Source organism: Pseudomonas sp., from assembly GCF_046581935.1.
In the GTDB taxonomy this organism is placed as follows: domain Bacteria; phylum Pseudomonadota; class Gammaproteobacteria; order Pseudomonadales; family Pseudomonadaceae; genus Aquipseudomonas.
On sequence record NZ_JAYGFK010000021.1, the window covers coordinates 25,945 to 41,633 of the forward strand.

Here is a 15,689-nt window from a genome sequence, read left to right on the forward strand (position 1 = left end):
CGATTTTTTGATTAAAAAATAATCAGTCTGCGAGGCGTGGTGATTTTTTTGTGCTGAACGTACGAGCGCCTTGTCGCTGTTGCCGTTGTTGAAAATGCTAGGAAAGTAACTTCGGTATTCTTTGCTGCATGGTCACTTAGAGTAGAGCTAATAGCTTTCTGGCAGAGGCGCCAACTGATCGTTATGGTGATCGGCGCGCATTGATGCATGATCTAAGTCATTGATTCACGTGACCTCGCAGGTTTTGGCCTGATAAGCTCGTGGAAATTACCTACATCATGATAGGTACGAGATGCTGATGACCCGGTTGCTGTAGAAGCAAAAAGCGGGTTGCGTGGGTTAATAGAGGAGTTGCGATGAGCGAGGCATTGTCCATTCACCATGACCTGGTAGGTCATCAATTCGAGACCACTGTGGATGGTGATCGGGCGTACCTGGCTTATATGGATCTGGGCAAGCAGACTCTGGATATCTATCGGACTTTTGTACCCAACTCTTTGCGCGGGCGCGGTATTGCTGCCGCCTTGACCGAGCATGCGCTGCAGTATGCCGAGCGCTTGGGTTACACCGTGATTCCATCGTGCTCTTATGTTGAGCGTTACATGGTTCGTCACCAGCGACCGGTGGATAAGACCTGAGCGGAATCGGTAAAACCAAAAGGCCAGTCATCGACTGGCCTTTTGGTTTTACGCAATGCGTTTTAATCAGATCTTGGCAATCAGGTTGCCAGCATGCAGGCCACACTCTTTTTGAGTGGCTTCTTCCCACCACCAGCGTCCTTCGCGTTCGTGCTGGTTGGGCAATACCGGGCGGGTGCAAGGTTCACAGCCGATGCTGATAAAGCCGCGTTCATGCAGGCTGTTATAGGGCAGCTCGAGCATGCGGATATAGGTCCAGACATCTTCACTGCTCATTTGTGCCAAGGGGTTGAATTTGTACAGTGGGTTCTCAGCTGTAGAGAAGGCCGCGTCGAGTTCGACTACTGCAACCTGGCTGCGGGTGCCAGGGCTCTGATCGCGGCGCTGACCGGTGGCCCAGGCTTTTACTGTGGCGAGCTTGCGACGCAGTGGGGCGGTTTTGCGGATGCCACAGCATTCGCCGTGACCATCCTTGTAGAAGCTGAACAGGCCTTTGTCTTTGACGAAGGGCTCTAGTGAGGCGGCCTCGGGCGAAAGAATGTCAATGCTGATGCCGTAGTGCTCACGCACCTGATCGATAAAACGATAGGTCTCTGGGTGCAAGCGGCCGGTGTCGAGGCTGAAAACTTTGACGTTTTTGTTGAGCTTCCAGGCCATATCGACCAGCACCACATCTTCCGCGCCGCTGAAGGACAGCCATAGCTCATCGCCAAAATGCTCGAACGCGAGTTTGAGAATGTCCTGCGGTGACTTGTTTGCATAGCTCGCCGCCAGTTCGGCGGCGTCGAAGGGGTGGCTCATCAGGCTAAATTCCTAGTTATGGTGACGCTGGGCGTCTTGTGTGGCGATGGTAGCAAACGCTGGTTATGCGGCTAAATAACCAAGTGCCTTGTAGACCTCTCATTTGAATATAAGGCTCTGCATTGCAGAGCCTTGGGGGAGCCGCTAGAGTGCCGCCTTCTCAAATAAATCCAAGTTAGGAGTGTCCTGTGGAAATCGCTTGTCTCGACCTGGAAGGCGTATTGGTCCCGGAAATCTGGATCGCCTTTGCGGAAAAAACCGGCATCGAATCGCTAAAAGCGACCACCCGGGACATTCCTGACTATGACGTGCTGATGAAGCAACGTCTGCGCATTCTCGACGAGCACGGCTTGAAGCTGTCTGATATTCAGGAAGTGATCGCTACGCTCAAGCCGTTGGAGGGCGCGGTGGAATTCGTCGATTGGCTGCGTGAGCGCTTTCAGGTGGTGATTCTCTCGGATACCTTTTACGAGTTTTCCCAGCCGTTGATGCGTCAGTTGGGTTTCCCCACGTTGCTGTGTCACAAGCTGATTACTGATGAGACGGACCGGGTGGTGGATTACCAACTGCGTCAGAAAGATCCCAAGCGTCAGTCGGTACTGGCTTTTAAAAGCCTCTACTACAGGGTAATTGCTGCGGGTGATTCGTATAACGACACCACCATGCTTAGCGAAGCCCATGCGGGCATCCTGTTCCATGCGCCAGACAATGTGATTCGTGAGTTCCCGCAGTTCCCGGCCGTGCACACCTATGAAGACCTCAAACGTGAGTTCCTCAAAGCGTCTAATCGCCAGCTGAGCTTGTAATCATCCAGGCATGAAAAGCCCGCACTCGCGGGCTTTTTTCTGTGCAGTGCATCGACTACCGCTTGCTGCAGGCGTTGTGTCAGTCACAGAACTGCTCAAGTGTTTCAAGCAGCACTTTGACCTTGGTGATGGACTCTTGGTATTCGGCTTGGCCATTGGAGTCCGCGACGATGCCGCCGCCGCCCCAGCAACTGATCTGCCCGTCTTTGGCTAACAGGCTGCGGATGGCAATTGAGCTGTCCATCTCGCCGCGTACATCCAGGTACAGCAGCGAGCCGCAATACAATGCTCGGCGGGTTGGCTCCAACTCGTCGATGATCTGCATGGCGCGAATTTTCGGTGCGCCAGTAATAGAGCCGCCAGGGAAGCTTCCAGCGATTAGGTCCAGAGCATCTTTGTCGGCCGCCAGCTCACCGGTAACGGCACTGACCAGGTGATGCACGTTGGGGTAGCTTTCCAGGGCAAAGAGCTCTGGCACGCTTACTGAGCCGACCGTACAGCTGCGGCCGAGATCATTGCGTAGCAGGTCGACAATCATCAAGTTTTCCGCGCGATCCTTGGGGCTGTCCAGTAAAGCAGCGGCCTGGGCCAGATCCTGCTTTGGATCGCCATGGCGTGGGCGGGTGCCCTTGATCGGGCGGGTCTCCACTTGACCTTCACTGATACGCAAGAAACGCTCCGGCGAGAGGCTCATGATTGCGCCGCCGTCCGCTAGCGCCTGATAACCCGCGAAGGGTGTCGGGCAGGCGGCGCGCAGTGCCTGGTAGGCGGTCCACGGCGAACCCTGATAGCTCGCCCGAAAACGCTGGGCGAAATTCACTTGATAGCAGTCACCAGCCTGGATATAGGCCTGAATCCGCGCGAAGCATTGCTGGTACTCGGCTTCAGTGATGTCTGAGGTAAAACGTTTCAGCAGTTTGAATGGCTGCACTGCAGGTACTGTCAGCGTGCTGAACAGCGTGCTCAAGCGTTGGCGTTCGGCAACCTCAAGGTGCGGGTGAAATACCAACTGAGTGCGCTGCTGCTGATGATCGGTAATCAGTGCCCAGGCGTATAGGCCAAAGCGAGCGTCCGTTAGGTCGAGGTCATCGGCTGCGTGGGTAGGGAGCTGCTCTAGCCGGCGGCCGAAGTCATAACTTAGGTAGCCAATCAGCCCACCGATAAACGGCAGCGGATTATCTTCAGGCGCTTTGGCCTCACCTAAGCCGCTGAGGCTCTGGCGCAAGCGTTGCAGGAATGCGTTGGCCGTTTCGTCAGGCATCGGTGCCAGCTCTGCCAATGGCCAAGCGCTGATAAGGTCATAGCGTCCACGCTGCGCGGTCGGCCGACCTGCGTCCAGCAGAACGGCGCCAGGGGCATGCATGACGCTACTGAAGTAGCGCGAGGGGTCTGCGTAGTAGGGCAGCGCCTGTACAAAACAAGTAGACATATGACACTTTCAAGGTGCGCGGATGCCGATTGTAGAGCGTCGCCAACATTCATCCTAGGGCTGAGGCATGGGTTTGCTTGGGATGTTTGGGCTGATTAGTATGGGTGGGTACCCGGATGTTAGATGTAACGCATAAAACAATAATTACTACTTCTACGGGGTCAAGGCTATGGATGACGTAATCGGGCCTGTTGCCGGAAGCCTTCTACGCGCAAAACGGGTGCTGCCCCAAGTTTCGGCGGATTATCTGGCCAGGCCGCAGCTTGAGTCTGCTTTTAGCGCCAACCCCCATGCCCGCGTGCTGCTTTTGGCTGCCCCCGCTGGTTTTGGTAAAACCAGTGCTTTGATCGCCTTGGCTCATGCTCGCGAGCAAAGCGGCCAGGTTGTTGTGTGGCTGTCGCTCGGTGCCAGCGACGATGAGCCTTCACGTTTTCTGTTGCAACTGATCGAAGCGTTGGCCAACGTGCTACCGGGCTTTGGCAATGAAGCTTTAGCCTATTTGCAGAACACCATGCGAGTGCCTGTCTCCGCTGTAATGGAGAGCCTGTTGGTGGAACTGTCGCAGCTGCAAACCTCCGTATTGCTGGTGCTCGATGACCTGCACCTGATTCAGGACTCCGAGCTGCTTGGTGCACTCAATCGTTTGATCAAATTTGCCCCCGGAGGATTTACCCTGGCGATTGGCAGCCGTTCGCAGCCGGCGCTTAATTTGGCCACCCTTCGCGCCAAGGGGCTGTTGGTGGAGATCGGCGAGCAGGAGTTGCGCTTGAGCAAGGCGGAAGCTCGCGATTATTTGCAGCGGTGCGGTTTGCAACTTGGTGCTGTGGCATTTTCCTCGTTGTATCACCAAACCGAAGGCTGGATGGTTGGTGTGCACCTGGCCAGCTTATGGTTACGTCATCAGCCTCAGGCTGCTGCAAAAATTGCTGATATGGGTACCGATCAGGCAGCGGTGGGGCGTTATTTGTTGCGCAGCGTGTTTGAGCAGTTGCCAGCGGATAAGCAGGACCTGCTACTTGCGCTAGGGGTTGCTCAGCAACTCAGTGGTGACTTGGCCAATACCCTGAGCGGGCGACATGATGGCCAGCAGCTGCTGGAGGAACTGGAAGCCATGCAGATGTTCCTCTTGCCGCTGGACCGTGAGCGTCAGTGGTACCGCTTTCATAACCTGTTTGCTGAGTTTCTGCGTGCTCGTCTGAAAGAGCGCGACCCCGAGCGCTTCAAGCAACTGCATTTCAATGCGAGTCTGTGGTTCACCAACCACCATATGCAAAACTTGGCAATCGAGCATGCATGTTTGGCTGAAGACCCGGAAATGCTCGCGGCACTGGTGGATGGCTGCGGCCTGGAATTGATTAACCGTGGTCAGCTCAACCTGATCTATAAATGGCGTCAGCATGTGCCAGACGAGATTGTTGAACGCTTTCCTATGCTGGTGCTGGCTGATGTCTGGAACCGTGCGGCTGAGCTTGGCCTGGTGGAAGCCAATCGGATGCTCGAAGAGTTGCTTGAGCGCTGGGGCGAGGCGAAAGCTGGCGGGCCGCTGAGTGACAAGCTGTTGGCTACTTTAGCGATCAAGTCGGTTATCGCGCTGCAAAAGGATGACCTACAGACCTGTATCGCTTTGGCGCGTCGGGTCGAGGTGCAGCTGGGGCAGCATACGGCTTTTCTTGAAGTGGCGATGCTTATCGTTGGTGCCTTAGCCAATGTGATGATCGGTCAGCCTGATCAGGCCAAGCGCTTGCTGGCCCTGGCTCAGCAGCGCAACCACTTTCTGGAGGGGCGCTATCTAGGCATGCAGCTGGCGAACGTTGAGGTGATGTTGAGCCTCGAGCAAGGGCAGATCCGTCAGGCTGAGCTGTTGTTTGCTGAGTTGCGCGCGCGCGTTATTCCCTGGTTTTCCGACAGATCTCGAGCTCTGGCGCTACCCACCATTACCGAGGCCCTAATCGCCTACAGCCAGGGCCGCCTTGACGGTATCGAGGAGCGTTTGCGCTGGGCGCTGGCCACGGTCGATGTGATCAACCCGATTGATTTCTATGCCCAGGGCATGCTGTGCATGGCTCATGTGCAGCGCATGCAGGACAACCCCAAGGATGCCTATGCCAGCTTGGTGCTGATGCAAAACCTGGCGGCGCGCAACCAGTCCTGGCGGTTCTATGCCCAGGCGGTGGCCGATGAAGTGGTACAGATTCTTCAGGAGCCAGCGGCGGATCGGCTTAAACGCGCCGAACAGCGCCTGAAAACGGTCGACTGGAATAAGCTCGCGGAGCAATACCAGCACATGCGCTTCAACCCTGTGCTGTGGGTGCGCGGCCTGACGCGTATTCGTTTGCAGCAAGCGCGCGGGCACTACAGTGAAGCCCTGCATGAAATTACCCAGTTGCGCGGCATGTTGTTGGATAACTGGCATGGCTTGCAGCGTTTGCGGCTCGACCTGCTGGCCGCGCTTAGTTACCAGCGCCTTGGTTATCAGGAGCGTGCGCAAAGCTTGTTAGTGCAGTGCCTGATCGGTGCTGAGCGCGAAGGCGTGCGCAGTATCTTTATCGAGGAGGGCGAGGCCATTCGTCTGCTGCTTCAGCAATTGGAAGCTGCTGAGCGCCAGCCTGCGTTGCAGGGGTTTATCCGCAGTTTGTTGGCTATTTGGCCTGGCAGCAGTGCCAGGCAATCGCTTGAAGTGCTTGAAGAGGGGCTTACCGAGCGTGAGCGCGAAGTAATCTGTTTGGCTGCCAAAGGTATGTCGAATGATGAAATTGGCCAACAGCTGGCACTGGCACTGGGTACGGTTAAATGGCATCTGCATAACATTTACGAAAAACTCAAGGTGCGTAACCGCACACAAGCTATCCGGCGTGCCCGAGAATTGAGTCTTCTAGACCTATGAATAGCCAATTATCTCCCCGTCAGGGAACGTTGCCGTTGTTGCGTACCAAGCTTTTTCCTGCTGACTCCAGTGGTCGCCCTTTGTTGGCGCGCGCCGCTTTGCTGGATCGCTTGTTCAGTGCTCGCCAGCAGCGCCTGATCCTCCTCAGTGCACCTGCTGGCTTCGGCAAAAGTACGGTGCTCAGTCAGTTCCGCCTGCGCTTGCTAGAAAACGCGGCGAGTGTTGCCTGGTTGTCCTGCGATGAAGCCGATAGTGAGCCACAGCGTTTGCTGCATTACTTGATTGCAGCCATTGAGGCTCAGTTACCGGGCTTTGGCGCGACGACCTCACGTCTGCTGAGTGATGATCTAAGCGTTCCCAATGAGGCGCTGTTGGATTCATTTGTCGATGATCTGAGGAAAGTGCAGGGCGATCTTTACCTGATATTCGATGACTTCCACCGTGTGCAGCATGTCGACCTGGTGCCATTGCTCAATAACTTCCTCAAGCTACTTCCGGGCAATGTACGAGTTATTGCCAGCACGCGTTATCAGCCACGCTTGTTGGGCGAGACGCCAGTTAGTGTGCCTTGGGCGTTATGGGTCAATGCGGATGAGCTGCGCCTCACCCGTAGTGAAACGGAAGCCTATTTCCATGAGCTTAAGCAACTGCAATTGAGCTCCGCCGAACTGGACTTGCTGCACCGGCGTACCGAAGGTTGGGTGACGGCTCTGCATCTTGTGGCTCTGGCGCTGGCTCGGCATCCTGAGCGAAGTGTTTTCCTTGCGAAGCTGTCTGGTACCGAGCGCAATATTGCCGATTACCTGTCTGAGGATGTACTGGATCATTTGCCTAAGGAGCAGCAGCAGTTTCTTGATCAGACATCGGTGCTCGATGAGTTCAATGCAGAACTGTGTAATGCCCTGACGGGTCGCAGCGATGGCGCGCAGATGCTACAGCGATTGCAGGCAGCGCAGCTGTTCATCATCGGCTTGGACGAGCAGGGCGAGTGGTTTCGCTATCACCACCTATTTGCTGAGTTTCTGCAGAGTCGATTAAGCCGGGCTGGTGACCCCACGCATTTACTGCATGCAGCGGCGCGCTGGTGTGAAAGCCATGAATTGGCGGACAAATCAATCAAGTACGCCCTGCGCGCACGTGATTACGGTTTTGCCGCCGAGCTGCTGGAGCGTCAGGGGGCGAGCCTGGTTGCCAGCAACCAGGTTTACGGCATTCTTGCTGTGATCAAGGAGATGCCGGCCGAAGTCATACGTGAACACCCCGTGTTTCAGATTTTCTATGCCTGGCAGTTGGCATTCGAGCAGAAGTACGCTGAGGCTGAAGCGTTAATTGAGGAAGTCAGCACGCACCTGATGCAGGGGCGCGGTAAGCCCATGCACTTTGGTCTGGCTATGTTGCTGGCGATGGCCCAGGTGCTCAAGGCGCTGGTGCTGTTGTACCAGGACAAGCTGGAGGCGGCGCTGAAAGTTGCGCGCCATTGGCTGGCCTTGGTGCCGGATAACCAGCCTATCTTCCGTGCCAGCCTGTCCTGCATTCAGGCGGCGGCCTACGCGCTATTGGATGAGTTTGGCGAGGCCGCCAAGTCGATTGCTGTGGCTCGTGACAACCTGCAGCAGGCCAATAGCGAATACTTACATGTAATGGTTAGCCTGATTGAGTCACTGATCTGTAAGGAAATGGGACAGCCCGAGCGTGGTCGCCTATTGGCGGAAACTGCACGGGCGCGGGTCGAACAGGTATTCGGTCGGCGTAGCCGGGTCGGTGGGCCGCTGGCGCTGGCTTATGCCGACTTGCTCTACGAGCAGGACCGACATGCAGCGATTCTTGCTGAGTTGCCGCTTGCCTCGACTTGGCGTGATGTAGCTACGCCAGTTGAATTGATTAGCCGCGGCAAGTTGGTTATGGCCAAGGCGCGTTTTTTTGCCGGGGAAGGCGAGTCGGCGCTGTCTGAGCTGGATGAGTGGCTGGGCGGGTTGCATGGCCCTGGTTATGAGCGGGTTTATGCCCTCGGCATGAGTTGTAAGGTGCAATTTTTGTTGTGGTTGCGCCGCCCGAACGAGGCTGAACGTACCTGTCTACAACTGCAGCTGCATTTATCTGTTCTACCCACGGGGCGCTATGCCGGTGCTGAAGCTGTATTGGCGCTCTCTGAAGCACGTTTGGCGCTGAGTGAGCGGCGTGCTGACAAGGCGCAAGCGATGCTTGAGGCCAGCCTGGCCAAACAGACGGCGGAACACTTGCGTGATCGGCGCTTGCGCTTGGCCTTGTTACTTTCTGTGGCGTATTGGCGCAAAGGTAACAGCGAGAAGGCCTTTGTCCTGTTTAAACAGACCTTAGAGGACGCCTGGAGTAGTGGCTATCGGCGCATGTTCCTCGACGATGCACTGTGGTTGTTGCCGCTTTGGGATGCCTGGTACAAGGCCGAGCCGAAGCGTGCCGGCGTCTGGCAGGGACTGGCTGAACAACTGCGCGAACAATGCCGTCGGTTGTCGATAGACTTGGAAACATTTGATGAAAATCAAGATGTTAGCCATCGTGAGCGGGAGATTTTACGATTTGTTGCGGCGGGTTTGTCCAATCGTGATATCGCCCAAGCGGTGCATTTGTCAGAGGCCACCATCAAATGGCACTTGCACAACTTGTTCGCCAAGCTGGGTGTGCGTAGTCGTACTCAGGCAGTGTTGAAGGGTAAGAGTTTGGGCTTGTTGAGCGAAGTTTGATGCCGGGCGATGTTTTAGCGGGAGGAGCGCTAGCGCTCCATCCCTTGGATGGGCTGGCAGCTAGGGGCAGTAGCAGTAACTTAAGTGCCAGGACGAGAAGCATGTAGCTTCACGATTCCAAGCCTGACGCGAATAGGGAAGCAGTGTCAGACCTGGTGAGTGGCGTGAGCCGCTGTAGCTGAGACGGACAGGAGTCCAGAGCAGCCTGCCGGGGACAACCCATAAGTGAACTGTGGAGAAAATAACAATGAAAACCCTCAAGCAACTGGCTCTGGCCGCCGCCGTTCTGGCTGTTCCTTTCATGGCTCAGGCCGAACTCAAGGCCATGGATGACTCTGCTCTGGCGACCGTAACCGGTCAGGACGGTATCAGTATTTCCGGTAGCTTCAACGGCAGCATCGGCAAAATCAGCTACACCGATACTGATACCGGTGGCGGCTCCCTGAATCTGGAAAACATTACCTTCACTGGTTTCAATATCGCCGATGATGCTCCGGTCAAAGTTGACGTAGTGACCACTGCGATCGGTCCTACTGGTTCGACTGTTGATACTCAGCAATTGCAAATTAGCCTGCCGGCTATCACTGGCGAGTTGGAAGTTGGGGCCATTCGTATGGGCTCTGGCGCAAGCATCGGCGCCCTGGCAATCTCTGATCTGAACATGGCTGGTACTACGGTCAAAGTCTGGGGCCACTAAGTTCGCATAGTTGTTCCATGTGTTGAAGAGTCTTACCGGTTTCGGCCGGTAAGGCTTTTCTCTTGGTGGACTGGAGTGCAGTGGGCGAATGATCGAGATTCTGCTAGGTAGTCTGATCGGCGTGTGGGGCTTCACCGAAGCGGTGGATACCAAGCCGCCTGCACCGGGTACGGTGCATTTCAATCAGTACTTGCTGCCGAACGGCCCAGCGAGCGAGAGCGTAACGGTTGAGCCGCTAAGCCAGTTGCAGTTTCGTAACGTGATTCGCCAGGCCTATGACTACAGCTGCGGTTCTGCTGCATTGACCTCTTTACTTGACTATTTTCTCGGTCGCAACTTGCAAGAACGCCAGGTGATGGAGGGCTTATTGCGCTTTGGTGAGGCCGACAAGATTGTTGAGCGGCGTGGGTTTTCTTTGCTCGATATGAAGCGCTTCGTTACTGCGCTGGGTTACAAAAGCGGTGGTTTTCGTGCGGTGTTCGCCGACCTTGACGGGCTTGAGCATCCGGCCATCGTGCCTATTGAGTACGCCGGGTTCAAACACTTCGTGGTGGTGCGTGATGTCTATAACGACCATGTATTTGTTGCTGATCCAGCGCTGGGCAATATCAGCTTTACCCGCACGCGCTTTGAGGAAATCTGGGACCAAAACGTGGTCTTCGTAATTTTCCCCAATGGTAACGAGCCGCCCAATGCCCTTGCCTTGAGCGAGAAGGATTTACGCACTATTGATGATCGTACCGTCAGCCTGTTGGCGTTTCGTGAGTTTCCACAAATGACTAAATTCACCGATAACCAGGCCACGGAACTGGGTTCGGGGGGCGATATTCGCTATATCCGACGCAAGTAAGAATGCCCGGCATAACAATAATATTAGGGGGCTGTGCCATGAGAGTGTCGTGTTGTGTATGGCTGGCCATACTGGCAGGTGCTGCCAGTGCAGAGGTTTATGCCGATCCGGCTTCAGTCGATCAGGCCCGTGATGCCCTGAGTAAGCAGGACGACGATGCTGACAGTGCTAAGGCACTGGCGGAAGTTTTTCAAGCCGCAGAGAAAAGCTACACCCTGTTAAAAAAGGGTGAGCGAACGCTGACCTATGGTTTCGACTACTCCCTGTTGCGCGACACGATTATTGAAACGGTGCGTACCGGTAATAATGTGTTCAGTGTGGTCGGGCAGAGTGAGGCGCAGCATACCTTTACCAGCTCGTTCACCTTCGACTATGGCGTGTGGGACAACCTGACGTTCAGCGTGCGTCTGCCTATGGTCGCCAAATACGATACCGAGCGTGATCTGAATGCCTACAGCTTGGGTGATATATCCGCCAGTCTGCGTTGGCAGCCATGGACGTCTGTTCGCGGCAAACCCGTTACAACCCTCTACGCAACCCTGGGGCTACCAACAGGTAACAGTCCTTACGACATCAACTCGCAGAGTGATCTGTCTACCGGCAGCGGCACATACAGCTTGGGTGGTGGGGCGAACTTCTCATATGTGATTGACCCCGTGGTGTTGTTCGGTTCGCTTGGTTACACCTACAACCTGCCTATCACCGGTATTGGTCAGGTACGTGGTGGTCGCATCCTTGAGAAAGTTGACCCTGGCTCGTCATTCTCTTTGAGCATGGGCTTTGCCTACGCCTTGTCTTATGACGTATCGCTGGCGACTTCCTACCAGATGTCGCATTCGTTGAAACCTACCTTCACGTTCGCTGATGGTGAGGCTGAAGGGCGTGGTCAAACTAGCGCCGTTATGAACTTCTCGTTGGGTTTACGCACCTCGCCGGATTACATCGTTAACGTCAATGCCGGCTTCGGCATGACCGAGGACTCGCCGGATGTGCTCTTGGGCATCTCCATGCCTTTGGATATCAAAGGCCTGAAGGCCCAATAGACGCGAGCGTGTAATCAATGAATATGCGTATTTCGCTGCTTGCGCAGGCGTTATGTGGGGCCGCTACGCTCTTCGCAGGGCTGGCTCAGGCGCAACTGTCACAAAACCTGACTATTGGCAGCCCAAAGGCTATGGCTCTGGGTAATGCGGTGACCGCAGACTTTGTCGGGATCGACTCCGTGCATTACAACCCGGCAGCCCTGACCAAGCTCAAGGGGCGGCAAACTACGGTGAAATTCATCGCTGGGATGATGGATATCCGGGCCGATTTTGATGCGCCTTCCGATTACGGCAGTAACTTTCTCGGCTTGAAGAATGACCCGGTAGCCAATTCGTCCAGTCGGGCTGGGGCCGCTATGATGTACCTACCTGGGGTTGGGGGAGCCACTGAATTGCCCTTACTGTTTGCCCCGTTGGCTGGATTGTCGATAAACCCTCCGGGCTCAAAGCTGACCTTTGCAACCAATATGTACACGCCACAAGCGCTTGGGTTCTCGCGTGGCGATGACGATCCAGGGCGTTATCAGGGCAAAGAATTGGTGATTCAGCGGCTGACCTATTTCTCCCCCTCGGTGGCCTACCAGGTTAATGATGAGCTTTCGGTTGGCCTGTCTGTCGGTTTCTCACATCAGGCCATGGCGCTTAACCAGGATTTCCGGGCACCGGGAATTCTCACCGGATTTGTTGGGGTCGCTCAGGATGCGTTGTGCGAGGTTGATGGTAATCCGTTCGAGGTTTTTCTGAATATCTGTGGTGGTGAGCTTGGGCCATTCACTGATATTGCCAATATCGACGTCGACATGCAGCAAACGCTTTCTCCGACCTGGAACGTCGGTTTTCTCTGGGAGCCTTATGACTGGTTTGCGCTTGGGGCGGTCTATCAGAGCGAAGCCAAGATGCGCCTGAAAGGTAAGTATGTGGTTGAGTACTCCAAAGACTGGCAAGGCTTTTGGCAGGGACTGGATGGCTCGTTTATTGGGGCAGTCTTCAACTCCATCACCCCAGATGGCTTGTTCCAGAAGGAGCGCGGTAATGTGTCATTGAACATGACCTATCCCGCGCACTTCGCGACAGGTATCAAGCTGAAACCGTATGACCGGTTACAGATTAATCTGGACGTAAAGTGGACCGACTATGCCGCTTGGGACAAGTTTGAGCTGGAGTTTGATCGTCAGTTGGATGTGTTGACCATCGCCAGCTTGTTCTCGCCGGAAAACGCCACGTCGACCAGTATTATCCTTGATCGAGGTTATAAGTCGGTGTGGAGTTGGGCGATCGGTGTTGAATATCAGGTTAATGATCGCTTGAGCCTGCGGATGGGCTACGAGCCGCGGCCTTCGGCCATCCCAGGTAACAAAGCTGATGTCTTGGCACCTTTGGGCGACGCCAAGCTTTACGGGCTTGGCTTGGGTTATCAGTGGGATAAGGACACGGTGATTGATCTTGGCTTCAATTACCTGGTTAGCAAGCAGAACATCCCCGCGCGCAGCAGTTGTAATATCAACTGCTCGGATATCGACAGCATGGTGTACAACCCTTATGCCGATCTTGATGTGAAAACCAGTGTTAAAGCTTATGTTATGGCCTTGACCTATCGCACTACTTTTTAGGTTTTTGCTATGCGCGCGCTATGGCTACTCTTCGGGCTATTGGTAACCATGCAGGCCATTGCCGCTGGTCGTTATCTGACGTGGGTTGATGACGAGGGGCGGGTGCACAATACCTTCGTTGGTGAAAATTATGCCGTTCACCAGCGTGCTGCAGCGAGCAATATCCAGCGCAGCGATCAGGCGCGTTTACACGACGAGACATCCTCCGTCTGGCCAGGCAGCAAGAGCAATGGTGAGAGCAAGCGGCGTTATTTCACCTGGGTTGATGCCAGTGGCAATCTGCAGAATAGTTTTTACGCCGGTCAGCAAGTTCAGGCTGGTGGTAATGAAGTTCTGCTAGGAACGGGCGAGCGCTCCAGCGCCTATATCAACTCGGATGTGCTCGAGGGGCGTGATTTTGCCAAGAGTGGGCAGGATGGTCGCTATTTCACGTGGGTCGATGAGCAGGGGCGCATGCGCAATTCCACAGTGCCTGCCAAAGGTGGTCAGCCGCCGGCACCAGCCTTGCAAAGTGTCCCGCTAACCCAGGGCCGGGAAATTACCTTTGAGGGTAAGCAGCAGGCGCTACCAGGCCTGGACGGACAACCGACAGCCGCCATGCAGGCTTTGCTTGCCGGAACAGAGGCGAAGGCTAGTGGGCGTTATCAGGAGTTGGTCGAGCGTTGCTGTGGCCAACTGAACGAAGATGATTTCACCCCACTGAGTGCTGATGAACCGCGCTACGAGGAGCTAAATCGCTTTTCCCCCAGTCTCGATTTCCCAATGGGCAAAAGCTATTACGCTGCCTTGAAGTTGCCGCGTTCGAAATATGATTTCGGTTTGCGCGTTCGCAGTTTTGCCAATAAAAAAGTGGCCTACCCCTCTTTGCTGTTCCTTGATCAAGACAAGCAGCCAACACGTTTGGTCAGTGACGCGGTGTATCAACTGCATGCTGAAACCTGGTACAGCTACGCTTTTATTGAAGGCACTGTGCCGGTCAGAGCAGCAGTTGGTGAGCGCTACGTGCTGTTGTTGACCACCGATGAGGATCGCAGCCTGAATACTCTGGATAACAAACCGTACAAGCGGCCCTTGCAGGCGCTGGCGCTGGACGAAGCCGGCATGCAGAGCCATGCGCATAGCGACGAAGGGGCGTTTGAACTGGCAATTGTGCGCTGAAGTAGCTAATCGGCAGCCCTAAAAAAGCCCGGTACTTTCCGGGCTTTTTTAGGGCTTTCAATTGTCAGAGTTGGGCGGCCGAGATGTGCCCAAATAACTCTTGGGAGAAGCGCATGCGTTCTTCCGCCGTTTCTACGATGCCTTTTTGGCTCAGTTCAGCTATGCGCGCTTCAACGGCGTGAGCGCGATGGGTCAGGCCGCAGTCGTTGGCAATCTGAATGTTCAGGCCGGGGCGGGCGTTAAGTTCGAGAATCAGTGGGCCTTTGTCTTGGTCCAAGACCATGTCCACACCGATATAACCCAGGCCGCACAGCTCATAGCAGCCAGCGGCTAGCTTCATGAACCCATCCCAGTTAGGCAGTTGTACGCCGTCTACCGCGTTGGTGGTATCCGGGTGCTTGCTGATCTTGTTGTTCAGCCAGGTGCCGCGCAGGGTTATGCCGGTGGCCAGATCAACACCTACGCCGATGGCGCCCTGGTGCAGGTTGGCTTTGCCGCCGGACTGACGGGTTGGCAGGCGCAGCATGGCCATCACTGGGTAGCCCATCAACACGATGATGCGGATATCCGGCACGCCTTCGTAACTGATGCTTTTGAATATCTGGTCCGGCGTTACCCGGTATTCGATCAGCGCACGATCACGGTGACCGCCCAGGGAATAGAGCCCTGTGAGAATACTGGAGATCTGGTGCTCGATCTCTTCATGGCTGATGATCTTGCCCGAGACAGTTCTGTACTTGTCTTCGAAGCGATCAGCGATTACCAGAATGCCGTCACCGCCAGCGCCTTGCGCTGGCTTGACCACGAAGTCTGGCCTGTCACCGATGATCTCACGCAGCTTGTCGATGCCTTTCTCGGTATCGATTACGCCATACATCTCGGGCACATCAATGCCCGCTTCGATGGCGCGCAGCTTGGTGATGATCTTGTCATCGACGATCGGGTACAGGTGCCGTTTGTTGTACTTCAGCACGTAGTCCGCGTTGCGTCGGTTGATGCCCATGATGCCTTTGGCTTCAAGGGCTTTCCACGTCTTGATCAGACCGAACATGG

The 15,689-nt window shown here is 55.2% G+C and carries 12 protein-coding genes; 9 read left to right on the plus strand and 3 right to left on the minus strand.

The window, feature by feature from the left end; translation table 11 throughout:
- Window positions 1–356 precede the first annotated feature (356 nt).
- Window positions 357–638 carry a GNAT family N-acetyltransferase gene (locus VCA57_RS18740; RefSeq protein ID WP_411186582.1) on the plus strand — a complete coding sequence of 94 codons (282 nt, stop codon included), beginning with the start codon at window positions 357–359 and terminating at the stop codon, window positions 636–638.
- A 66-nt stretch (window positions 639–704) separates the two neighbouring features.
- Here the strand turns inward: VCA57_RS18740 and VCA57_RS18745 are convergent, their stop codons facing one another.
- A complete protein-coding gene (locus VCA57_RS18745) occupies window positions 705–1,439 on the minus strand; it encodes a phosphoadenylyl-sulfate reductase (RefSeq protein WP_411186583.1) in 735 nt (244 codons plus the stop codon).
- Window positions 1,440–1,627: 188 nt separating this feature from the next.
- Here VCA57_RS18745 and thrH point away from each other — a divergent pair, with 188 nt between their 5' ends.
- Complete coding sequence (gene thrH, locus VCA57_RS18750; protein ID WP_411186584.1) at window positions 1,628–2,245, plus strand: bifunctional phosphoserine phosphatase/homoserine phosphotransferase ThrH; 618 nt, start codon at window positions 1,628–1,630, stop codon at window positions 2,243–2,245.
- Between the two features lie 79 nt (window positions 2,246–2,324).
- Here the strand turns inward: thrH and pabB are convergent, their stop codons facing one another.
- Window positions 2,325–3,674 (minus strand): aminodeoxychorismate synthase component I, encoded by a 1,350-nt coding sequence (gene pabB, locus VCA57_RS18755; protein WP_411186585.1) that lies wholly within the window; start codon window positions 3,672–3,674, stop codon window positions 2,325–2,327.
- Between the two features lie 169 nt (window positions 3,675–3,843).
- Between pabB and VCA57_RS18760 the strand changes: the two genes are divergently transcribed.
- The 7 genes from VCA57_RS18760 to VCA57_RS18790 all read left to right on the plus strand — a co-directional run bounded on the left by VCA57_RS18760 (window position 3,844) and on the right by VCA57_RS18790 (window position 14,636).
- Window positions 3,844–6,558, plus strand: a complete 2,715-nt coding sequence (locus VCA57_RS18760) for a LuxR C-terminal-related transcriptional regulator (RefSeq protein WP_411186586.1) — start codon at window positions 3,844–3,846, stop codon at window positions 6,556–6,558.
- Window positions 6,555–9,278, plus strand: coding sequence for a LuxR C-terminal-related transcriptional regulator (locus VCA57_RS18765; protein WP_411186587.1), 2,724 nt, complete (start codon window positions 6,555–6,557; stop codon window positions 9,276–9,278). Before VCA57_RS18760 ends, VCA57_RS18765 begins: the two co-directional genes overlap by 4 nt.
- A gap of 247 nt (window positions 9,279–9,525) precedes the next feature.
- Entirely contained in the window at window positions 9,526–9,975 is a 450-nt protein-coding gene (locus VCA57_RS18770) for a DUF6160 family protein (RefSeq protein ID WP_411186588.1), read from the plus strand.
- An 88-nt stretch (window positions 9,976–10,063) separates the two neighbouring features.
- A complete protein-coding gene (locus VCA57_RS18775; RefSeq protein ID WP_411186589.1) occupies window positions 10,064–10,825 on the plus strand; it encodes a C39 family peptidase in 762 nt (253 codons plus the stop codon).
- A 38-nt stretch (window positions 10,826–10,863) separates the two neighbouring features.
- A complete protein-coding gene (locus tag VCA57_RS18780) occupies window positions 10,864–11,868 on the plus strand; it encodes a transporter (RefSeq protein ID WP_411186590.1) in 1,005 nt (334 codons plus the stop codon).
- Between the two features lie 17 nt (window positions 11,869–11,885).
- The gene (locus tag VCA57_RS18785) at window positions 11,886–13,478 is read left to right on the plus strand and encodes an outer membrane protein transport protein (RefSeq protein ID WP_411186591.1); all 1,593 of its coding nucleotides are present in this window, start codon (window positions 11,886–11,888) and stop codon (window positions 13,476–13,478) included.
- 9 nt (window positions 13,479–13,487) lie between these two features.
- The gene (locus VCA57_RS18790; protein WP_411186592.1) at window positions 13,488–14,636 is read left to right on the plus strand and encodes a MalM family protein; all 1,149 of its coding nucleotides are present in this window, start codon (window positions 13,488–13,490) and stop codon (window positions 14,634–14,636) included.
- Window positions 14,637–14,700: 64 nt separating this feature from the next.
- Here VCA57_RS18790 and VCA57_RS18795 read toward each other — a convergent pair whose 3' ends face one another.
- Window positions 14,701–15,687, minus strand: coding sequence for an alpha-L-glutamate ligase-like protein (locus VCA57_RS18795; protein ID WP_411186593.1), 987 nt, complete (start codon window positions 15,685–15,687; stop codon window positions 14,701–14,703).
- Window positions 15,688–15,689: the final 2 nt, after the last annotated feature.